Source organism: Streptomyces sp. NPDC056987 (genome assembly GCF_042673865.1).
Taxonomy (GTDB): Bacteria; Actinomycetota; Actinomycetes; order Streptomycetales; family Streptomycetaceae; genus Streptomyces.
The window spans coordinates 195,110-214,489 of sequence record NZ_JBHURV010000003.1 but is presented as its reverse complement, the minus strand read 5'-3'; the positions used below and the strand labels follow the sequence as shown (position 1 = coordinate 214,489).

Below are 19,380 nucleotides of genomic sequence, written 5' to 3'. Positions count from 1 at the left end.
TCACACCAGCACCGTCACCGCGAACGCCGCCAGCAGCAGCGTGCAGGCCGTCGCCGTCAGCGCGGCCCGTTCCGAGAGGCGGGGCGGTCTCGCCGCTTCCAGGGATCTCAGACGCCGGTGCGCCACGCCCAGGAAGGCGAGCCAGACCAGCGCGCTCAGGGCCGCGCCGGTCAGGGCCGCCGCCGTGGCGCCGCCGTGGACGGCCTGGCGGGCGGCGAGGATCGCGACCACCGTGCAGGAGAGCGTCGTACGGCGCCAGGCCAGCCGGGTGCGTTCCGGCTGGAGCCCCGGGTCCCGCTCCCCGGCGGGCGCCGGGGCCGTCATCCGGCCCGGCCCGTGAGGACGATCACCAGCATCGCCACCGCGACCAGCCCCACCGCCAGGCTCAGCAGCGTCGGGAAGCCGGAGACCGGCAGGTCCTCGCCGCGCCGCATCGCCCGTTCGCACCGCACCCAGTGGTTGACCGCCCGCAACGCGCACAGCGCCCCCGCGGCGAGCAGCGCCACCGCGAGCCCGGCCCGTACGCCCCACCGCAGGTCGGGAAGGAACTGGTCCACCGCGAACCCGCCGCCGACCAGCGCGAGCGCCGTCCGGATCCAGGCCAGGAACGTCCGCTCGTTGGCCAGCGAGAAGCGGTAGTCCGGGGTCGTGCCCTCCTCGCCGATCCGCCGGGGCGAGAACCACAGCCGGAGGCTCCGTGCAAAGTCGATCACGTGCCGCACCCTACGCGGGCGGCGGCGGCCCCGCGCGCCCCGCACCCGCCCCGCCCGACGCGCCCTGTCCGCCCGCCGCGCGGATCGTCCTGAGCCGTTCGTACGCCGCGCGCCCGTCCGGCACCCACTCCCACACGCCGGGCCCGCCCGGTTCCTCGGCCAGCCGCCGCTCCAGCTCCTCCTCCGGGACGAACGCGTACCAGGCCACCTCCTCCGCCTGGGGGTTCACCGGCAGCGCGCAGACCACCTCGTACACCCGCGACCACGCGCGGAACCCGACCTCCTCGGACTCGTAGCGGAGGGAGAAGAGCGGTACGGGACGGTCGAGCCCCGAGACCCCCAGCTCCTCCTCCGCCTCGCGCAGCGCCGCCTCGTCGTACTCCTCGCCCGCGCCGACGACCCCGCCCACGAACATGTCGTACATCGAGGGGAAGGCGAGCTTGTCCGGCGTTCGGCGATGGATGAAGACCCGGCCCCCGGGGTCGCGCACGAACACGAAGACGCTGCGATGACGCAGGCCCTTCACATACGCCTCACCGCGCGGCACCTGCGCGATGACGTGGTCGTTCTCGTCGACGATGTCCAGTATCTCGTCCGCGGCTCTCATGCCGTCCATCCAACCAGTTGACTCGTTACTCGCGCGTACGGAAGATCGGTCGGACAGCTCACCCGCCCCGCCCGTGACAGAGCCTGCGAAGGATGGACACCATGGCGTACGACGCCGATGTGATCGTGATCGGGGCCGGCCTCGCGGGCCTGGTCGCCGCCGCCGAACTGGTCGACGCGGGCCGCTCGGTGATCGTGCTCGACCAGGAGCCCGAGCGGTCCATCGGCGGACAGGCGCACTGGTCCTTCGGCGGACTGTTCCTCGTCGACTCGCCCGAACAGCGCAGGCTCCGCGTCAAGGACAGCCGAGACCTCGCCCTCCAGGACTGGCTCGGCACGGCCGGGTTCGACCGCCCCGAGGACCACTGGCCGCGCAAGTGGGCCGAGGCGTACGTCGACTTCGCGGCGGGCGAGAAGCGCGCCTGGCTGCACGGCCAGGGCATCCGGTTCTTCCCGGTGGTCGGCTGGGCGGAGCGCGGCGGGTACGACGCGAACGGCCACGGCAACTCCGTGCCGCGCTTCCACATCACCTGGGGCACCGGGCCCGGTGTCGTGGCCCCCTTCGAGCGGCGGGTGCGCGAAGGCGTCGCCAAGGGCCTGGTGACCTTCCGCTTCCGCCACCGCGTCACCGGACTCGGCGCCACCGCCGGCGCCGTGGACACCGTGACCGGCGAGACCCTGGAGCCGAGCGACGCCGCCCGCGGCACCGCCAGCAGCCGTACGGTCACCGGCTCCTTCGAGCTGCGGGCCCAGGCCGTGATCGTCACCTCGGGCGGCATCGGCGGCAACCACGACCTGGTCCGCGCCCAGTGGCCGGAGCGGCTCGGCACCCCGCCGCGGAAGATGCTCTCCGGGGTGCCCGCCCACGTCGACGGGCTGATGCTCGGCATCGCGGAGGCGGCGGGCGCCCACCACATCAACCGCGACCGGATGTGGCACTACACCGAGGGCATCGAGAACTGGAACCCGGTCTGGGCCCGGCACGGCATCCGGATCCTCCCGGGCCCCTCCTCACTCTGGCTGGACGCGCGTGGCAGACGGCTGCCCGTACCGCTCTTCCCCGGCTTCGACACGCTCGGCACGCTGGAGCACATCATGCGCTCCGGCCATGACTACACATGGTTCGTCCTCGACCGGCGCATCATCGGCAAGGAGTTCGCGCTCTCCGGCTCCGAGCAGAACCCGGACCTCACCGGAAAGTCGGTCCGCGACGTGCTCGGGCGTGCGCGCGCCGACGTACCGGGCCCGGTCCAGGCGTTCATGGACCAGGGCGCCGACTTCGTCGTCGAGAAGGACCTGGGCGCCCTGGTGCGCGGCATGAACGCGCTCACCGAGGAGCCGCTGATCGACGAGGCCGCGCTGCGCAGGGAGATCACGGCGCGCGACCGTGAGATCGCCAATCCGTTCACCAAGGACCTCCAGGTCATGGCGGTCCGCGGGGCCCGGAAGTACCTCGGCGACAAGCTGATCCGTACGGCCGCCCCGCACCGCATCCTCGACCCCGCGGCGGGCCCGCTGATCGCCGTACGGCTGAACATCCTGACCCGCAAGTCGCTCGGCGGCCTGGAGACCGACCTGTCCTCGCGCGTGCTCACCGCGGGCGGCGATCCGCTCCCCGGCGTCTACGCGGCGGGCGAGGCGGCCGGCTTCGGCGGAGGCGGGGTGCACGGCTACCGCTCGCTGGAAGGCACCTTCCTCGGCGGCTGCATCTTCTCCGGGCGTACGGCGGGCCGGGCGGCGGCCCGCGCGGTCGGCTGAACCAACCGCCGCTCCACTGTGCGCAGTTGACTCCGCCACGTAGCAAACGGAGTCGTCCCGCGCTCCGTCGGGACCGAGGGGTCCCGCAAGATCCGGACGAAAAGTGTGAGGAACGCCCCCGGCCCTGGTTTCCCGGGGCCGCGGGTGGTCTCCTCTGAGAGTGACCGAACAACCGCACACACCGGAGGGCACGCCGGTCGGCCGGCGTCTGGTGCTCTCCATGCTCGGCCTGGGCGCCGCCGGCCTCGTCACCGCGCCCTACCTCCAGAGCGGCCTCGAATCGTTCCTCGGCGCCGCATCCGGCAAGGACCCGACCGGGCTGACCGGACTGCTGCCCAACGGCGGCGGCTTCCGCTACTACTCCGTCACGGCCTCCGTTCCCCGCAAGGGCCCGGACACCTACCGGCTGACGGTCGACGGACTGGTCGACCGGCCCGGCACGTACACCCTCGACGGGCTGCGCGCGCTGCCGCAGACCCGGATCGTCCGCGACGTGCAGTGCGTCACCGGCTGGCGCGTCCCGAACACCCCGTTCGGCGGCGTACGGCTGGCGCACCTCCTCGACGCGGCCGGGGTGCGCCCCGAGGCCGGGGCGGTCCGCTTCACCTGCTTCGACGGCACGTACAGCGAGAGCCTGACGCTCCAGCAGGCCCGCCGCGCCGATGTGCTGGTCGCCCTCTCGATGCGGGACGAGCCGATCGGGCACGCGCACGGCGGCCCGGTCCGGCTCTACGTGGCGCCGATGTACTTCTACAAGTCGGCGAAATGGCTCTCCGGGATCTCCGTCACCTCCGACGTCCGGCCCGGCTACTGGGAGGAGCGCGGCTATGACGTCGACGCCTGGGTCGGCCGGTCGAACGGCCGCGACGACGCCCCCACCGTCTGACCCCGTGACCGCGCCCCCGCCGTCCGAGCCCGTGACCGTGCCCCCGCCGCCCGGACCCGGCGGTCCCACGGGGCCGGACCGGCGGCGCTTCACCCCGGCCGAACGCTGGGTGCACCGCACCACCGGCGCGCTGATGCTGGTGTGCGTGGCGACCGCGGCCTGTCTCTACGTACCGCAGCTCGCCGAACTCGTCGGCCGGCGGCTGCTCGTGGTCACCCTCCACGAGTGGTCCGGGCTGCTGCTCCCGGTGCCCGTACTCCTCGGCCTCGCCTCCCGGGCCCTCCGCGCCGACCTGGGCCGGCTCAACCGTTTCCTGCCGTACGACAGGGAGTGGCTGCGCGCGGTACGGCGCCGCGACGCGCGCCCCGGGGCGCGCCCGGCGGGCAAGTTCAACGCAGGGCAGAAGCTCTACGCGGGGTGGATCGCGGGCGCCGTGCTGGTGATGCTCGGCACGGGGCTGCTCATGTGGAACACCGGGCTCGTCCCGCTCGTGTGGCGGACGAGCGCCACCTTCGTCCACGACTGGCTGGCCCTGGCCGTCGGCGCCGTGCTCGTCGGGCACATCGTGATGGCGTACGGGGATCCGGAGGCCCGGCGCGGCATGCGCACCGGGTCGGTGGAACGCCGATGGGCGGAGCGGGAACACCCCCACTGGAAAGAGGAGTGACCCGCCCCGCCCGTACGGAGCCGCCTACCGGCGGCTCTAGAGGATCAGCGACAGCAGCAGCACGGAGCCGAGGCCGACCACGGAGATGATGGTCTCCATCACCGACCAGGTCTTCAGCGTCTGTCCCACGCTCATCCCGAAGTACTCCTTCACCAGCCAGAACCCGGCGTCGTTCACATGGCTGAAGAAGAGCGAGCCCGCGCCGATCGCCAGCACCAGGAGCGCCGCGTGCGTGGTGGACATGTCCGCGGCCAGCGGCGCCACCAGGCCCGCGGCCGAGATCGTCGCCACCGTCGCCGAGCCGGTGGCCAGCCGGATCACCACGGCGATCAGCCAGGCCAGCAGCAGCGCCGGGATCGACCAGTCCTTGGAGATGTCCAGGACCATCTGGCCCACCCCGGAGTCGATCAGCGTCTGCTTGAAGCCGCCGCCCGCGCCGACGATGAGCAGCACACCCGCGATCGGGGCGAGCGACTTCTCCACTGTGGTGGAGATCCGGTCCTTGGTGAAACCGGCCGCGCGGCCCAGCGTGAAGAGCCCCACCAGCACGGCGGTCAGCAGCGCGATCAGCGGGGAGCCGACCACGTCCGCGACCCGCTGGACGGTGTTCTCCGGGTCGTCCACGACGATGTCGACGAGCGCCTTGGCCAGCATCATCACCACGGGCAGCAGCACGGTGGTGACGGTCGCGCCGAAGCTGGGCCGCTTCGCCAGATCGTCCGAGGTGCGCTGCGGCACCATCGCCTCGGGCGCCGGAAGGTCCACCCAGCGCGCCGCGTACCGGGAGAAGAGCGGGCCCGCGATGATCACGGTCGGGATCGAGACGACCACACCCAGCGCCAGCGTGACCCCGAGGTCGGCGCCGATCGCGTCGATCGCGACCAGCGGCCCCGGGTGCGGCGGGATCAGCCCGTGCATCACGGAGAGCCCGGCCAGCGCGGGGATGCCGATCCGCATCAGGGAGTAGTTGCCGCGCTTGGCGACGAGCAGCACCACCGGGATCAGCAGCACGATGCCGACCTCGAAGAAGAGCGGCAGCCCGATCACCGAGGCGATCAGCACCATCGCCCACGGCATGGCGCGCCCGCTCGCCCTGGCGAGGATCGTGTCGACGATCTGGTCCGCGCCACCGGAGTCCGCGAGCAGTTTGCCGAGGATCGCGCCGAGCGCGATCAGCACGCCCACCCCGGCGACCGTGGAGCCGAGACCGGCGGAGAAGCTGGTGATGACCTTGTCCAGCGGCGCGCCCGCGAAGGCGCCGAGCGCCAGGGAGCCGATGGTCAGGGCCAGGAACGCGTGCAGTTTGAAGAGGGTGATGAGCAGGACGATGACGGCTATGCCGGCGAGGACGGCTATGCCCAACTGTGCGTTGCCCGCCGAGGTGATCGGCTCTGCGGCATCCGCTGCCAGCGTCTCGACACTGAGACTGGTCACGGGGATCACGGGAACTTCCTTCAGCTTTCGAGCCGGCGCAGCGCGGCGACGGCCCGTTCGGTGATTTCCTCGGGGGTGCCCGACACGTCGACGGTGACACCCGTCTCGTCGGCCCCCAGCTTCTCCAGCGCCGCGTACTGCGAGTCGAGCAGGGCGGTGGGCATGTAGTGACCCTTGCGTTCCGACATCCGCCGCTCGACGAGCGCGCGCTCACCGTCGAGGTGGAGGAAGAGGGCGCCGGGCGCGGCGGCCCGCAGCCGGTCGCGGTAGGCGCGCTTGAGCGCGGAGCTGCTGACCACCCCGCCGAGTCCGTTGCGGCGGTGGGCCCACTCCCCGATGGCGTCCAGCCAGGGCCACCGGTCGGCGTCCTCCAGCGGGATGCCGGCGGACATCTTGGCGATGTTCTCCGGCGAGTGGAACTCGTCGCCCTCGGCGTACGGGACGCCGAGTTCGGCGGCGAGCAGGGGGCCGACCGTGGTCTTGCCGGTCCCTGCCACGCCCATCACCACGACGACGTGGGGGGTCTTCATCTCATGCCTCGCTGTCTTCTTCGACATGGGTCTGTCGCGCTACTGAAACCCATTAGGTACGACATATTCAAGAGGCTGTGATGTAAACGTCGTACTTTTTACGGTCGGCCCCCGCCCCGTAGGCTTGCCCCATGACCACAGAAGGCCGGGGCCTGCATACCCGTGTGCTGGACACCCTCGGTCTCGCGATCACGGCGGGCGAGTACCCCGAGGGCGCCGTCGTCCGTACGGACGAGGTCGCCCAGCGCTTCGACGTCTCGCGGACCGTCGTCCGCGAAGTGGTCCGCGTCCTCGAATCCATGCACCTCGTGGAGTCCCGGCGCCGGGTCGGCGTGACCGTACGGCCCACCGAGGAGTGGAACGTCTACGACCCGCGGGTCATCCGCTGGCGCCTCGCCGGCCCCGACCGCCCGCGCCAGCTCCGCTCCCTGACCACGCTGCGCTCCGCGATCGAACCGGTCGCCGCCGGTCTCGCCGCCCGGCACGCCACGGCCGAGCAGTGCGCGGCCCTCACCGAGCAGGCGCTCGGCATGGTCGCCACCTCGCGCGGCGGCCGGCTGGAGGAGTACCTCGTCCACGACATCGCCTTCCACCGGGTGGTGCTCAACGCCTCGGGCAACGAGATGTTCGCCCGGCTCGGCGACGTGGTCGCCGAGGTCCTCACCGGGCGCACCCACCACCAGGTGATGTTCGACGACCCCGACCCGGCCGCCGTCACCCTGCACGTACGCGTCGCGCAGGCCGTACGGGAGGGCGACTTCGCCCGCGCCGAGGAGCTGACCAGGGAGATCGCCGTCGGCGCCCTGGAGGAACTGGACGTTCTGGCGCCCTGACGAGCCACAACGGGCCCTGCCGTCACGCGGACGGGCCGTCACACGAGATAGTGGGGAGGAACGGGGTGACGCCCGGGACGTCTCCGCTCACCCGGACCTCCCGGGCGGTCAAATTCCCAGGTATGTCATCAGGTATGACGAAAGGCAGGTCCTGGCATGGCGCAGCAGGTGCAAGGGGTCATCGCCCCCGGCAGGAACGAGCCGGTACGGGTCGAGACGATCGTCGTACCCGACCCCGGCCCCGGCGAGGCCGTGGTGAAGGTGCAGGCGTGCGGTGTCTGTCACACCGACCTGCACTACAAGCAGGGCGGGATCAACGACGAGTTCCCCTTCCTCCTCGGCCACGAGGCCGCGGGCGTGGTGGAGTCGGTCGGCGACGGTGTCACGGAGGTCGCCCCCGGTGACTTCGTGATCCTCAACTGGCGCGCGGTGTGCGGCACCTGCCGGGCATGCCGGCGCGGCCGCCCCCAGTACTGCTTCGACACGCACAACGCCACGCAGAAGATGACGCTGACCGACGGCACGGAGCTCTCCCCGGCCCTCGGTATCGGCGCCTTCGCCGAGAAGACGCTGGTCGCGGCCGGCCAGTGCACCAAGGTCGACCCGGCCGTCTCCCCGGCCGTCGCGGGCCTCCTCGGCTGCGGTGTGATGGCGGGCATCGGCGCGGCGATCAACACCGGGCAGGTCGGGCGCGGCGACTCCGTCGCGGTCATCGGCTGCGGCGGCGTCGGTGACGCGGCGATCGTCGGCGCGCGGCTCGCGGGCGCGGCCCGGATCATCGCCGTCGACATCGACGACCGCAAGCTGGCGACGGCGGCCTCGATGGGCGCCACCCACACCGTCAACTCCCGCTCCCGCGACGCCGTCGAGGCGATCCGTGAGCTGACCGGCGGCAACGGCGCGGACGTCGTCATCGAGGCGGTCGGCCGCCCGGAGACGTACCGGCAGGCGTTCTACGCCCGTGACCTGGCCGGCACCGTCGTCCTGGTCGGTGTCCCCACGCCGGAGATGAAGCTGGAACTGCCGCTGCTCGACGTGTTCGGCCGCGGCGGCGCCCTCAAGTCGTCCTGGTACGGCGACTGCCTGCCGTCCCGTGACTTCCCGATGCTCGTCGACCTCCACCAGCAGGGCCGGATCGACCTCGGCGCGTTCGTCACCGAGACCATCGGTCTCGCCGACGTGGAGAAGGCGTTCGAGCGGATGCACGAGGGTGACGTCCTGCGCTCGGTGGTGGTCTTCTGATGACCGTACGCGTGGACCACCTCGTCACCTCCGGCACCTTCTCGCTCGACGGCGGCACGTGGGACGTCGACAACAACGTCTGGATCGTCGGCGACGACTCCGAGGCGATCGTCATCGACGCCGCCCATGACGCCGCCGCCATCGAGGCCGCGCTGAACGGCCGTACCCTGCGCGCGATCGTCTGCACCCACGCGCACAACGACCACATCGACGCCGCCCCCGCGCTGGCCGCCGCCACCGGCGCGCCCGTCCTGCTGCACCCCGACGACTTGCCGCTCTGGAAGCAGACCCACCCGGAGCGGCTGCCGGACGGCGAGCTGACCGACGGCGGGACCGTCACCGTCGCCGGCACCACCCTGACCGTGCTCCACACCCCCGGGCACGCGCCGGGCGCGGTCTGCCTGTACGCCCCCGAGCTGGCGACGGTCTTCACCGGCGACACGCTCTTCCAGGGCGGACCGGGCGCCACCGGACGGTCGTTCTCGCACTTCCCGACCATCATCGACTCGATCCGCGACCGGCTCCTCGCCCTGCCGCCGGAGACGGTCGTACGGACGGGCCACGGCGACCCCACGACCATCGGCGCCGAATCGCCCCACCTGGCCGAGTGGATCCGGCGCGGCCACTAGGGTCTTCCGTTCGGGTCGGGCGCGCTCAGAGCGGGCGCAGCCGCAGCCGGCTCTCGAACCGGTACGGCTCGCCCGTCACCGGATCGGTGAACTCCAGCACCCGGGCGAGGAGTTGCAGCGGCCGGCCGTAGTCGCCCGCGGCCGGCTCCTGGACGACCGGATAGACCGGGTCGTCCAGGAGCGGCAGCCGGAGGCCGTACATGTGGACCCGGAGCTGATGGGTCCGGCCGGTGACCGGCACCAGCCGGTAGCGGCCGTACCCGCCCCGGTGCTCCAGCAGCTCGATCCGGCTCTCGGCGTTGGGTTCGCCCGGCACCCGCCGCGCGGCGATCTCCCCGCGCTCCTTCTCGATCCGGTCCCGCACCGTGACGGGCAGCGCCACCGCGGGATCGTACGGCGCCACCGCCTCGTACTCCTTGCGCACCAGCCGGTCCCGGAACAGCGTCTGGTACGCGCCCCGGTCCCCGGGCCGTACGACGAAGAGCACCAGCCCCGCCGTCAGCCGGTCGAGCCGGTGCGCGGGCTGGAGCTCCGGCAGCCCCAGCTCCCGCCGCAGCCGTGCCTGGGCGGTCTCGGTGACATGGCTTCCGCGCGGGGTGGTGGCCAGGAAGTGCGGCTTGTCGGCGACGACGATCCGCTCGTCCCGGTGGACGATCCCGACCTCGAACGGCACCCGCTCCTCGGGGGCGAGATCCCGGTGGAACCAGACATACCGCCCCGCGGTGTACGGCTCGTCGGCCCCGACCGCGCCGTCCTCCCCGGCGAACCGCCCCGCCCGCACCATCTCCTCGACCCGCGCCGCGCCGACGGCGTCCCCGTACCGCGCGACGAGATGGTCCCGGACGGTCGCCCACCGCCCCTGGGGATCCGGCGGCAGCCGCAGCCGTACGGGGTCGACGCCGTCCCGCTGCGGGAGGGGCGAGGGCGGCGGGGCGGGGTGTCTGCGGGGCACGGGCCGACAGCGTACCGGGGCCGGCGGCGCGGCGGTGTCCCTCGTTCGGCCCCCGGACCTGCGGCGCAGCGCCGGGATGAGAACGGATCCGGCGGGCGGCGCCCGCATGATGGGCCGGTGATCAGTGTCCTGTTCGCCGTGCTGACCGCGCTCAGCAACGGCTCCGCCTCGGTGCTCCAGCGCCGCGCCGCGGCCACCGTCCCCGACTCCCAGGCGATGCGTCTGTCACTGATCGGCCGGCTGCTGCGCAAGCCGGTCTGGCTGGCGGGGATCGGGCTGGTGCTGGTCGCCGCCGTCTGCCAGGCGGTGGCGCTCGCGACCGGCCCGATCGCCGTGGTCCAGCCGATCTTCGTCATCGAACTGCCCGCCACCCTGCTGATCGCCGGCCGGCTCTTCAAGGTCCGGCTGCCGCGCTCCGTCTGGCACGGGGCCGCCGCGGTCACCGGCGGTCTCGCCCTGGGCCTGGCCTCCGCGGACCCCGGTGGCGGGTCCGAGACCGTCCACGGAACCGCCTGGATCCTGGCGCTGCTGCTCACCGGCCTCTTCGAGGCGCTGGTGATCCTCTGGGCGCTGCGGCTGCGCGGCAACCCGCGCGCCGCGCTGCTCGGGCTCGCCGCCGCCTGCGGCTACGCGCTGACCGCGGCCCTGATGAAGGACGCCGTGGCGCGCCTCGACAGCGGCGGCGCGGGCGCGCTCTTCGCCTCCTGGCAGCTCTACGGCATGGCCGTCGCCGGGGTGGGCGCGCTGTTCCTGCTCCAGAACGCCCTTCAGGCGGGCTCGCTCGCCGCCTCCCAGCCGATGCTCACGCTCGGCGACGCGCTGATCTCCATCGCGTACGGTGTCACCCTCTTCGGCGAGAGCGTGCGCACCGGCTGGTGGCTGCTGCCCGAACTCGCCGCGATCGGCCTGATCGCCGCGGGCTGCGTCGCACTGGCCCGCTCCCCGCTGGCCGGGGGAGCGCCGCCGCCCCCGCGCCGCGTCCGCTGACGGGGACGGTGGCGCGGGGGCGGAGGCGGCGGGGAGGCTGCGCGCGGACGGTGCCGCTCAGCCGGACACCTCGGCCGCGGCGTTCACGCCGTTCACCGCATGCGCGCCGTTCACGGGGGTTGCCGCCTCGGCCGGGACCCCTTCGCGCATGAGGCCGTCCAGATGCGGCAGATGATGGTCCATCCGCTCCCGCTTGGTCCGCAGATACGAGAGGTTCTCCTCCCGCGGCGGTATCAGCAGCGGAACCTGCTCGGCGACCTTGATGCCGTGCCGCAGCAACGCCTCTGTCTTGCGCGGGTTGTTCGAGAGCAGCCGTACCGAGAGCACCCCCAGGTCGTGCAGCATGTCCGCCGCCACCCGGTAGTCCCGGGCATCGGCGGGCAGTCCGAGGGCGAGGTTCGCCTCCACGGTGTCCAGGCCCTCCGACTGGAGCTGCATCGCCCGCAACTTCGCCAACAGGCCGATCCCGCGCCCCTCGTGGCCCTGGAGATAGAGGAGAACGCCCCGCCCCTCGCGCACGATGGCGTCCAGCGCCGCACCGAGCTGTTCCCCGCACTCGCAGTGCTTGGAGCCGAAGGCGTCCCCGGTCAGACACTCCGAATGCACACGGGTGAGGGCTCCGTCCCCCGCGACATCGCCGTATATCAGGGCTATTTGTTCATCCCCGCGATTACGGTCCAGGTAGCCGACTGCGAGAAAGTCTCCGTGCACGGTGGACAGCCGTACTTTCGCCGCTCGTTCGACACCTGATGAACGAGTACTTTCGAGGCACACGCCATCACTGTCTGTCATGCCTCAATCATATCTGCTGAACGGCTCGCCGGGTACGGGAAGAAAGGTAAAAGGGCGTCAGCCGACGGTCGCCTTCATCACGTTAGGACGATCACCGAGCCATTGCCGCGTAGTCTGCTCCCGACGATACGCACACGGAAAGAGAGGGCCGGAAAACATGAACGGTTCGGGAACGCCACCGGTGACGGCCGGTCCGCTGCCCCGGGAGACCACGGAGGACGTACGGGCCGCGCGGCCCGCGGTCGCCGTCCTTCCCGTCGGCAGCTTCGAGCAACACGGCGCGTATCTCCCGCTGGTGACCGATACGGTCGTGGCGTGCGCCATCGCCCGGGAGATAGCCGCCGCGCACCCCGTGCACGCGCTCCCGCCGATCACCGTCTCCTGCTCGCACGAACACGCCGACTGGCCCGGGACCGTGAGTATTTCCGCCGCCACGCTCCATGCCGTCGTCCGTGACATTGCGGGCTCCCTCCACCGGTCCGGAATAAAATCCCTGATTCTGGTGAACGCGCACGGCGGAAATTACGTACTGCGCAACGTCGTTCAGGAATCCGCCGGCAGCGGAACGCGCATGGCGCTTTTCCCCGGATCGGCCGACTGGGACGCGGCAAGGACCAGAGCGGGGATCGAGACGTCTTCGCACAGCGATATGCACGCGGGTGAAGTCGAGACGTCCATCCTCTTGCACGCGCATCCCGAACTCGTACGGCCCGGCTATGAGACCTCCGATTGCGTCGCCGACGACCGGAAGCATCTCCTCACCCTCGGCATGGCCGCCTATACGGAGTCCGGTGTCATAGGCCGCCCTTCGCGGGCGTCCGCCGCGAAGGGAAAGGAACTGCTGGCCGGACTGGCCGATTCCTTCGGCGACTATCTCTCCCTCCTCACCCGCCAGGAGTCCCGATGACCGGCCCCCGTCGGACCGAGCCGTCCGCACCGCCGCCGCTCCCGGCGGAGCTGGACACCGACGAGGCGTGGGAACTGCTCCGTACCGTCAGGACCGGGGCGGACGCCGAGGCCGTCGGCCTCCGCGAGGACCCCGACGGCGTATGGCGCTGGAACCGGGACACCACACCCGGAGCGCGCGAACTGACCGACCGTTACCTGCCGCTGTGCCTGGCCGGACCGCGCCTCACCTTCGCCCAGCTCGGCCAGAGCCTCGACGGGTTCATCGCGACCCGCACGGGAGACGCCGACTACGTCACCGGCGAGGAGGACCGCCGTCATCTCCACCGCCTGCGCGCGCTCGCCGACGCGGTGGTCGTCGGGGCGGGGACGGCCGTCGCGGACGACCCCCAGCTCACGGTGCGCGCCTGCACCGGGGCCCACCCCGTACGGGTCGTCCTCGATCCGCACCGCCGGGTGCCGCCGCGTCGCAAGGTGTTCACCGACGGGTCAGCCCCCACCCTGTGGGTGGTGTGCGCCGGCGGCGAGCGCGGGCACACCCGCGCGGACGACACCATCGACGGCTCCGACGGCTCCGACGGCGCCGACGGCTCCGACGGCTCCGGCGGCTCCGGCGGCGCAGGTGTTGTTGACGTGCTGACCCTTCCCGACCTCGCCGCGTTCGCCCCCGGCAACCTGGTGCGCGTACTGGCGCGCCGCGGCCTGGGCCGGGTGCTGGTCGAGGGCGGCGGCGTCACCGTCTCCCGCTTCCTGAGCGAACGGGCGCTGCACCGGCTCTACGTCACCGTCGCGCCGGTGCTGCTCGGCGACGGCGTCCCCGGGCTCCGCTTCGCCGGTACGCCCGTGATGCGCGACGCGCTGCGCCCCCCGGTCCGGCGCGCCGCCCTCGGCGAGGACACCCTCTTCGAACTCGACCTGGGGACGCCGCACCCCGGCCCACCACTGGACGGCGAGCACCCCGAGGCCGGGCAGGCTCGCCGCGAGCGAGAGGATCCCGTACACCACGGCGACAGCCAGCCCCTGGGCCGCGCCGAGCCCGGCGGCCCCGAAGGCCCAGGCGGTGGCGCCCTCCCGGGGACCCCAGCCGCCGACGTTCAGCGGTAGCGCCATCGCCAGCAGCGCCAGCACCATCAGGGGCAGCAGCTCGGCCGCGGGCGCCGTCACCCCCGCGGCCCGGGCGGCCAGCAGAAACGTGGCGAGGAACCCGGCCGGCACCACGACCGACGCCAGCGCCACCCCCGGCCAGCTCCGCCGCGCCAGCAGCCCGAGCCGTATCTCGGCGAGCGCCGTCCGCGCCGCGCGGCGCCGCCGGGAGACGGCGGGCGCCGCGCGCAGCCGCCAGGCGGCCACCGCCACCAGCGCGGCGACCGAGGCCAGTACCGCCAGGGCGCCGGGTGTCGCGAGCGTCTCCAGGACGGCCCGGCGGGCCGCCGCCGGGGCCTCGGACGGCCACACCAACAGCAGCGTCACACCGACCGTGACCAGCACGACCTGGCCCGCGACCCGTTCGAGGACGACCGCGCGGACACCCCGGCCGACATCGCCGGTGCTCCGCCCGTGCCGTACCGCACGGTGCACATCGCCGAGGATCCCGCCGGGCAGCGCCGCGTTCAGGAACAGCGCCCGGTAGTAGTCCGCGACGGCCCGGCGCAGCGGCAGCCGGATGCCCAGACCGCGGGCGACCAGGCACCAGCGCCAGGCGCTGAACACGGTGGTGAGCAGGCCGAGGCCGAGCGCCGCGAGCAGCGTGGGCCCGTCGATCCCGCGCACCCCGTCCAGCAGCGGCCCCGTGCCGAGCTGCCAGACCAGCACCCCGAGGATGGCCGCCCCGGCGACCATCCCCAGGGTCCGCCCCGCCCCGCCGCGCCGGCCCTCCCGCGCCGGCGCGGGCGCCGTCACGCGGCGCCGCCCGTCCGGGGGAGTGCCAGCAGATCGCTGTGGTGCACGACCACCCGCAACGCGCCCGCCTCGCACTGCTCCAGACGGCGCCGCAGATACTCCTCGGCACGCGGCGCGAGCTCCGGCCGCTGCTCACAGGCCGCACCGACCCAGCCCCGCAGCCACTCGGCCGTCAGCGCCCGGTCGGCGGCGCCGAGCCGCCACGGGCTGGCGTGCACCCGTACGGTCGCCCCGACCCGCGCGAAGGCCGCCGCGGCCACCGCGACGGCGTCCGGCCCCAGCAGGCTCCGGCCGTGATCCGCCCGCCGCTGGTGGGCGTTGAACGCCTCGGCCAGCTCCGTGTCGAGCGGCTCGGCCGGGTTCAGCTCGACCCGCCCCACCACGGAGAGCGCGAACAGCGCCGGGCAGCCGGCCCCGGCACACGCGGCGGCGAGCGCGTCCACCTCCTCGCGGGTGAGCACGTCCAGCAGCGCCGAGGCCGTCACCAGCGAGGCCCCCGCCAGCCCGTCCGCCGTCAGCTCCGCGAGGTCGCGGCGCTCGGTGGCGACCGTCACCCGGCTCCCGTCGGCGGAGGTACGGGGCGTCCGGACCGCGGCCAGCTCCAGCAGGTCCGGGTCGTGGTCGTGCAGGACCCAGTGCTGCGGTCCGGCCAGCCGGGGAGCCAGCCAGCGCCCCATGGAGCCGGTACCGCACCCCAGATCGTGGACGACCAGAGGCCGTTCACCGTCGTCCGGGGAGGCGGCGGCGCCGGCCAGCCGGCCGCGCAGCGCGTCGAGGAGTTCCGTCGCGCGCGCGGCCCCGTCGGGTCCCTCGCGCAACTCCAGCCACGCCGGGGCGTAGCGGGTCGCTTCCGAACGCGGAGCTTCTGAGGTGGTCACGCGGCCCTCCCGGTTTCCTGACGGAGCTGTTCCAGCGCACCGGCCAGCCTCCGTGATGTCGTCCCCCACCCGTCCAGCGCGGTGCGCCGCCCCCGCGCGGCGGCCGTCAGCGCCCGCCGCCTGCCCGGCTCCCCGAGCCAGCCGCGCAGCGCCGCCGTGAGCGCCGCCGGGTCGTCCGGCGGCACCAGCACACCGGGAACGGTGCCGTCCGGCGCCCGCCCGACGGCCTCGGGGAGCCCGCCCACGTCCGTCGCCAGTACGGGCACACCGCGCGCCAGCGCCTCGGTCACCGCCATGCCGTACGTCTCGGCGTCCGAGGCGAGCACCAGCAGATCGGCGGCGGCGTACCGCCCGGCCAGCTCCCCGCCGGCCAGCGGCCCGACCAGCCGCACCCGGTCACCCAGCCCGTGCTCCGCGATCAGCTCCCGCAGCCCGGTGACATACCCGGGGTCCTGGTCGAGGCCGCCCGCGCAGACACAGCTCCACGGCAGCTCGGCGAGGGCCGCCAGGGCCTCCACCAGCCGGTGCTGTCCCTTGCGCGGGGTGACCGCCGCCACGCACAGCAGCCGCGAGCCGTCCCCGGACCCGGTCGCCAGGGGCGCGATGTCGGCGCCCGGCGCCGCGACATGGACCCGCTCGGGGGCGAGCCCGTGGTGACGCACCAGCCGGCGCGCCGCCCAGTCGCTGGTGGCCACGACCGCGGGCACGGCGCGCAGCGTCCGGCGCTCGCGGTCGTCCAGCTCCGCCGCCACGGCGGGCGCGAGCCCCGTCTCGTCGGCCAGCGGCAGATGCACCAGCACCGCCAGCCGCAGCCGCGCGGCCTCCGGGGCAACGACCCCGGGCACCCCGCAGGCGACGATCCCGTCGAGCAGGACGACCGCGCCGTCCGCGAACGTCGCCAGCAGCCGGGCCAGTTCGGTACGGGCCGTCCCGTCGGGCCGCGGCCAGCCGCCCGCGACGGTGTGTTCGTGGACCCGCCACCCCGTGCCGGGCAGCTCCCGGCAGAGCCGGCGGTCATAGGTGTTGCCGCCGCTCGGCGCGGCCGGGTCGTCGATGCCACCGGGCATGACGAGATGCACGGCCCGCGCGGACGGGGCGGCGGCGCCGCTCACAGGGCGCGCTCGTAACTCGCCCACGCGACATGCGACTCGTGCAGCGTGACCTGGATCGCGGCCAGCCCGCGGGCCCCCTCGCCGAGCGCCCCGGCGTGCACCCGGTCCGCGAGCCGGTCCGCGATGATCTTCGCCAGGACCTCGGTGGAGGTGTTGATCCCGGCCAGGTCGGGCTCCTCGTCGAGGTTGCGGTAGGTCAGCTCCCCGACCACACCGCCCAGTTCCCGGGTGGCCAGGCCGATGTCGACGACGATGCTGTCGGCGTCCAGCTCGGCGCGGCGGAAGGTGGCGTCCACGAGGAACGTCGCCCCGTGCAGGCGCTGCGCGGGTCCGAAGACCTCCCCGCGCAGGCTGTGGGCGATCATGATGTGGTCGCGGACGGTGATGCTGAACAACGGATGACCCTCCAGATACGGCACGTCTGGCCTCGCCCCCGGCATAGAAGGCCGGGGCATGTTGTGTAGTACGGCCGATCCACTCGTCCTGTTCAGACGAATTCAAGCCACCCCCGCCCCCGCCTACGGCCACATCCGGCCACCCGGGGCCGCCCCGTCAGCGGCTCGCCGCGCCCGCCGGGTCCGGCTCGTACACCACCCGGTGGCAGAGCCCCGGCAGTTCACCGGCGGCGATCCCCGGCAGCACCCGCGGCAATTCCTCGAAGCCGCACTCACCGGTGATCAGCGCGTCGAAGGCGGGCTCCGCCAGCAGGTCCAGGGCGAGCCCGAGCCGGTCGGCGAAGCTCCGGCGGGCGCTGCGCGCCGGGGACACCGTGCCGACCTGGCTGCCGCGCAGGGTCAACCGCCGCGAGTGGAACGCCTCGCCGAGCGGCAGTGTGACCCCCCGGTCGCCGTACCAGCTCAGCTCCACCACCGTGCCCTCCGGGGCGAGCAGTTCCAGCGAGCGCGCGAGCCCCGCCTCGGTGGCGCTCGCGTGGACGACCAGATCGCAGTCGCCCAGTGCCTCCCCGGGGAGCGCGAAACCGGCCCCGAGCGCCTCGGCGATCCCCGCCCGCGCGGGCTCGGCGTCGACCAACTGGACGCGGACGCCCGGGTAACGGGCGAGCAGCGCGGCGACGGAGCAGCCGATCATGCCGCCGCCGACCACGGCGATCCGGTCCCCGATCAGCGGCGCCGCGTCCCACAGGGCGTTCACCGCGGTCTCCACCGTCCCGGCGAGAATGGCCCGCGCGGCGGGCACGCCGTCCGGGACCGGGGTCACCGCGCTCGCCGGCACGACGTACCGCGTCTGGTGCGGGTAGAGGCAGAAGACCGTACGTCCCCGCAGCTCGGGCGGGCCCTCCTCGACCAGGCCCACGTTGAGATAGCCGTACTTGACGGGCCCGGGGAACTCGCCGTCCTGGAACGGCGCCCGCATCGCGGTGTGCTGACTGTGCGGCACTCCGCCGCGGAAGACCAGGGTCTCCGTACCCCGGCTCACCCCGGAGCAGAGGGTACGCACCAGGACGTCGTCCTCGCCGGGCTCCGGCAGGGCGACCTCCCGTATCTCGCCGTGGCCGGGTGAGCGGAGCCAGAAGGCGCGTGCGGCGCGCTTCATCCATGTCCTCCTGAACGCTGGGGTGACGGATCACGTTCTTAGTTCACGAGGCCGCGCACGGTACGCGGCGCCAATCGACTCTGTCACACGGCCGGAGGGTGCAACGGTGGCCCTGAACGACACGTACCACCTGAACAAGTACCACCTGAACCACACGTACGACCTGTACGACCTGAACGAGACCCGCACCACCCGGCCGGCGCGCCGCACGGGGCTGCTCCGGCAGGAGACGGCCGCGGGCGCGGGCGCCCAGATCGTCCTGCTGGCCCTGCTCGGCGCGGTGACCGGGCTCGGCGCGGCCGGGTGGCTGACGGGGCTGGTGTTCACGGCGGGCACCTGGGCCGCGCTCACCCACGCGCTCTCCCGGACCCGGCCCGCGTCCTTCGGCCCGGCCAACGGCGTCACCCTCGCGCGGGCGACGCTGGTCGGCGGTGTGACCGCGCTGGTCGCGGACTCCTTCACCCGCCCGGTCCCCGTCACGCTCCTGGCCGCGCTCACCACGGTGGCGCTGGTCCTGGACGCGGTCGACGGCCAGGTGGCCCGGCGCACCGGCTGCGTCTCCTCCCTCGGGGCGCGCTTCGACATGGAGGTCGACGCCTTCCTGATCCTGGTGCTCAGCGCCTACGTCGCCCTCTCGCTGGGCCCGTGGGTGCTGCTGATCGGCGCGATGCGGTACGCCTTCGTCGCGGCGGCCCGGGTCCTGCCGTGGCTGAACGGCGCGCTCCCGCCCAGCATGGCCCGCAAGACGGTGGCCGCGTTCCAGGGCGTCGGCCTCCTGGTGGCGACCGCCGGAGTCCTTCCGCACCTGGCCGAGCTCGCCGTGGTCCTGCTGGCGCTGGCGCTGCTGACCTGGTCCTTCGCCCGTGACATCGTCGGGCTGCGGCGGACCGGCCGGGACCGCCGCCCCGCGGCTGCCCGGTCCGCCGCCGCGCCGCGCGCCCTGGTGGCCGCAGCCCCGGCCACCCCGCCCGCGCCGAGAGACTGACACCTGTCGTCGCCCGG

The 19,380-nt window shown here is 73.5% G+C and carries 20 protein-coding genes and 2 pseudogenes; 10 read left to right on the top strand and 12 right to left on the bottom strand.

All coding sequences use genetic code 11. The annotated features are described in order from the left end of the window. From ACFTZC_RS05450 to ACFTZC_RS05440, 3 genes are read right to left on the bottom strand one after another with little or no spacing between them, the layout of a single operon-like run. Positions 1-324, bottom strand: coding sequence for a DUF202 domain-containing protein (locus ACFTZC_RS05450; RefSeq protein WP_382887049.1), 324 nt, complete (start codon positions 322-324; stop codon positions 1-3). Beyond that, entirely contained in the window at positions 321-713 is a 393-nt protein-coding gene (locus ACFTZC_RS05445) for a YidH family protein (protein WP_382887047.1), read from the bottom strand. The genes ACFTZC_RS05450 and ACFTZC_RS05445 overlap by 4 nt, the downstream gene beginning before the upstream one ends. A gap of 10 nt (positions 714-723) precedes the next feature. Then, the gene (locus ACFTZC_RS05440) at positions 724-1,320 is read right to left on the bottom strand and encodes an NUDIX domain-containing protein (RefSeq protein WP_382887268.1); all 597 of its coding nucleotides are present in this window, start codon (positions 1,318-1,320) and stop codon (positions 724-726) included. A gap of 101 nt (positions 1,321-1,421) precedes the next feature. Here ACFTZC_RS05440 and ACFTZC_RS05435 point away from each other — a divergent pair, with 101 nt between their 5' ends. From ACFTZC_RS05435 to ACFTZC_RS05425, 3 genes are all read left to right on the top strand, one after another. After that, positions 1,422-3,077, top strand: a complete 1,656-nt coding sequence (locus ACFTZC_RS05435; RefSeq protein ID WP_382887267.1) for an FAD-binding dehydrogenase — start codon at positions 1,422-1,424, stop codon at positions 3,075-3,077. Positions 3,078-3,297: 220 nt separating this feature from the next. Beyond that, a complete protein-coding gene (locus tag ACFTZC_RS05430) occupies positions 3,298-3,963 on the top strand; it encodes a molybdopterin-dependent oxidoreductase (protein WP_382887266.1) in 666 nt (221 codons plus the stop codon). After that, the gene (locus ACFTZC_RS05425) at positions 3,905-4,630 is read left to right on the top strand and encodes a cytochrome b/b6 domain-containing protein (protein WP_382887044.1); all 726 of its coding nucleotides are present in this window, start codon (positions 3,905-3,907) and stop codon (positions 4,628-4,630) included. The genes ACFTZC_RS05430 and ACFTZC_RS05425 overlap by 59 nt, the downstream gene beginning before the upstream one ends. Positions 4,631-4,666: 36 nt before the next feature. On the opposite strand, the gene ACFTZC_RS05420 is transcribed toward ACFTZC_RS05425, so the two are convergent. Then, complete coding sequence (locus ACFTZC_RS05420) at positions 4,667-6,064, bottom strand: gluconate:H+ symporter (protein ID WP_382887042.1); 1,398 nt, start codon at positions 6,062-6,064, stop codon at positions 4,667-4,669. A gap of 20 nt (positions 6,065-6,084) precedes the next feature. Then, on the bottom strand, positions 6,085-6,594 hold the full coding sequence (locus ACFTZC_RS05415) for a gluconokinase (RefSeq protein ID WP_382887040.1): 510 nt from the start codon (positions 6,592-6,594) through the stop codon (positions 6,085-6,087). 131 nt (positions 6,595-6,725) lie between these two features. Here ACFTZC_RS05415 and ACFTZC_RS05410 point away from each other — a divergent pair, with 131 nt between their 5' ends. From ACFTZC_RS05410 to ACFTZC_RS05400, 3 genes are all read left to right on the top strand, one after another. Then, positions 6,726-7,427 carry an FCD domain-containing protein gene (locus ACFTZC_RS05410; protein WP_365810264.1) on the top strand — a complete coding sequence of 234 codons (702 nt, stop codon included), beginning with the start codon at positions 6,726-6,728 and terminating at the stop codon, positions 7,425-7,427. Between the two features lie 156 nt (positions 7,428-7,583). After that, positions 7,584-8,669, top strand: a complete 1,086-nt coding sequence (locus ACFTZC_RS05405; protein WP_382887037.1) for an S-(hydroxymethyl)mycothiol dehydrogenase — start codon at positions 7,584-7,586, stop codon at positions 8,667-8,669. Continuing rightward, positions 8,669-9,298 (top strand): MBL fold metallo-hydrolase, encoded by a 630-nt coding sequence (locus ACFTZC_RS05400; protein ID WP_382887035.1) that lies wholly within the window; start codon positions 8,669-8,671, stop codon positions 9,296-9,298. The genes ACFTZC_RS05405 and ACFTZC_RS05400 overlap by 1 nt, the downstream gene beginning before the upstream one ends. Before the next feature lie 25 nt (positions 9,299-9,323). Here the strand turns inward: ACFTZC_RS05400 and ACFTZC_RS05395 are convergent, their stop codons facing one another. Further along, a complete protein-coding gene (locus ACFTZC_RS05395; RefSeq protein WP_382887033.1) occupies positions 9,324-10,250 on the bottom strand; it encodes a pseudouridine synthase in 927 nt (308 codons plus the stop codon). 117 nt (positions 10,251-10,367) lie between these two features. On the opposite strand from ACFTZC_RS05395, the gene ACFTZC_RS05390 reads away from it, so the two are divergent. Continuing rightward, a complete protein-coding gene (locus ACFTZC_RS05390; protein ID WP_382887032.1) occupies positions 10,368-11,237 on the top strand; it encodes a DMT family transporter in 870 nt (289 codons plus the stop codon). Between the two features lie 150 nt (positions 11,238-11,387). On the opposite strand, the pseudogene ribA reads toward ACFTZC_RS05390, so the two are convergent. After that, positions 11,388-12,029: pseudogene (gene ribA / locus ACFTZC_RS05385) on the bottom strand (GTP cyclohydrolase II); the annotation flags it as partial. Positions 12,030-12,186: 157 nt separating this feature from the next. On the opposite strand from ribA, the gene ACFTZC_RS05380 reads away from it, so the two are divergent. After that, positions 12,187-12,936, top strand: coding sequence for a creatininase family protein (locus tag ACFTZC_RS05380; protein ID WP_382887030.1), 750 nt, complete (start codon positions 12,187-12,189; stop codon positions 12,934-12,936). After that, on the top strand, positions 12,933-14,039 hold the full coding sequence (locus ACFTZC_RS05375; protein ID WP_382887264.1) for a RibD family protein: 1,107 nt from the start codon (positions 12,933-12,935) through the stop codon (positions 14,037-14,039). The genes ACFTZC_RS05380 and ACFTZC_RS05375 overlap by 4 nt, the downstream gene beginning before the upstream one ends. On the opposite strand, the pseudogene ACFTZC_RS05370 reads toward ACFTZC_RS05375, so the two are convergent. From ACFTZC_RS05370 to ACFTZC_RS05350, 5 genes and pseudogenes are all read right to left on the bottom strand, one after another. Beyond that, positions 13,965-14,774 (bottom strand): annotated as a pseudogene (locus ACFTZC_RS05370) (lysylphosphatidylglycerol synthase transmembrane domain-containing protein); the annotation flags it as partial. The gene ACFTZC_RS05375 and the pseudogene ACFTZC_RS05370 overlap by 75 nt on opposite strands. A gap of 56 nt (positions 14,775-14,830) precedes the next feature. Then, positions 14,831-15,712: an SAM-dependent methyltransferase gene (locus ACFTZC_RS05365; RefSeq protein WP_382887028.1), complete on the bottom strand. Its 882-nt coding sequence runs from the start codon at positions 15,710-15,712 to the stop codon at positions 14,831-14,833. Further along, complete coding sequence (locus tag ACFTZC_RS05360; protein WP_382887263.1) at positions 15,709-16,779, bottom strand: glycosyltransferase family 4 protein; 1,071 nt, start codon at positions 16,777-16,779, stop codon at positions 15,709-15,711. Before ACFTZC_RS05360 ends, ACFTZC_RS05365 begins: the two co-directional genes overlap by 4 nt. Positions 16,780-16,820: 41 nt before the next feature. Then, positions 16,821-17,219: a 6-pyruvoyl tetrahydropterin synthase family protein gene (locus ACFTZC_RS05355; protein WP_382887026.1), complete on the bottom strand. Its 399-nt coding sequence runs from the start codon at positions 17,217-17,219 to the stop codon at positions 16,821-16,823. A 157-nt stretch (positions 17,220-17,376) separates the two neighbouring features. Continuing rightward, positions 17,377-18,378, bottom strand: a complete 1,002-nt coding sequence (locus tag ACFTZC_RS05350; protein ID WP_382887024.1) for a zinc-binding alcohol dehydrogenase — start codon at positions 18,376-18,378, stop codon at positions 17,377-17,379. A gap of 172 nt (positions 18,379-18,550) precedes the next feature. Between ACFTZC_RS05350 and ACFTZC_RS05345 the strand changes: the two genes are divergently transcribed. After that, entirely contained in the window at positions 18,551-19,363 is an 813-nt protein-coding gene (locus ACFTZC_RS05345) for a CDP-alcohol phosphatidyltransferase family protein (RefSeq protein ID WP_382887261.1), read from the top strand. Positions 19,364-19,380 lie beyond the last annotated feature (17 nt).

Excerpts from the sequence above, each read along its gene's own strand:
- ACFTZC_RS05450 (WP_382887049.1), bottom strand. The coding sequence starts at position 324 with ATGACGGCCCCGGCGCCCGCCGGGGAGCGGGACCCGGGGCTCCAGCCG.
- ACFTZC_RS05440 (WP_382887268.1), bottom strand. The coding sequence starts at position 1,320 with ATGAGAGCCGCGGACGAGATACTGGACATCGTCGACGAGAACGACCAC.
- ACFTZC_RS05435 (WP_382887267.1), top strand. The coding sequence starts at position 1,422 with ATGGCGTACGACGCCGATGTGATCGTGATCGGGGCCGGCCTCGCGGGC.
- ACFTZC_RS05430 (WP_382887266.1), top strand. The coding sequence starts at position 3,298 with ATGCTCGGCCTGGGCGCCGCCGGCCTCGTCACCGCGCCCTACCTCCAG.
- ACFTZC_RS05425 (WP_382887044.1), top strand. The coding sequence starts at position 3,905 with ATGACGTCGACGCCTGGGTCGGCCGGTCGAACGGCCGCGACGACGCCC.
- ACFTZC_RS05415 (WP_382887040.1), bottom strand. The coding sequence starts at position 6,594 with ATGAAGACCCCCCACGTCGTCGTGGTGATGGGCGTGGCAGGGACCGGC.
- ACFTZC_RS05410 (WP_365810264.1), top strand. The coding sequence starts at position 6,726 with ATGACCACAGAAGGCCGGGGCCTGCATACCCGTGTGCTGGACACCCTC.
- ACFTZC_RS05405 (WP_382887037.1), top strand. The coding sequence starts at position 7,584 with ATGGCGCAGCAGGTGCAAGGGGTCATCGCCCCCGGCAGGAACGAGCCG.
- ACFTZC_RS05400 (WP_382887035.1), top strand. The coding sequence starts at position 8,669 with ATGACCGTACGCGTGGACCACCTCGTCACCTCCGGCACCTTCTCGCTC.
- ACFTZC_RS05380 (WP_382887030.1), top strand. The coding sequence starts at position 12,187 with ATGAACGGTTCGGGAACGCCACCGGTGACGGCCGGTCCGCTGCCCCGG.
- ACFTZC_RS05375 (WP_382887264.1), top strand. The coding sequence starts at position 12,933 with ATGACCGGCCCCCGTCGGACCGAGCCGTCCGCACCGCCGCCGCTCCCG.
- ACFTZC_RS05360 (WP_382887263.1), bottom strand. The coding sequence starts at position 16,779 with ATGCCCGGTGGCATCGACGACCCGGCCGCGCCGAGCGGCGGCAACACC.
- ACFTZC_RS05350 (WP_382887024.1), bottom strand. The coding sequence starts at position 18,378 with ATGAAGCGCGCCGCACGCGCCTTCTGGCTCCGCTCACCCGGCCACGGC.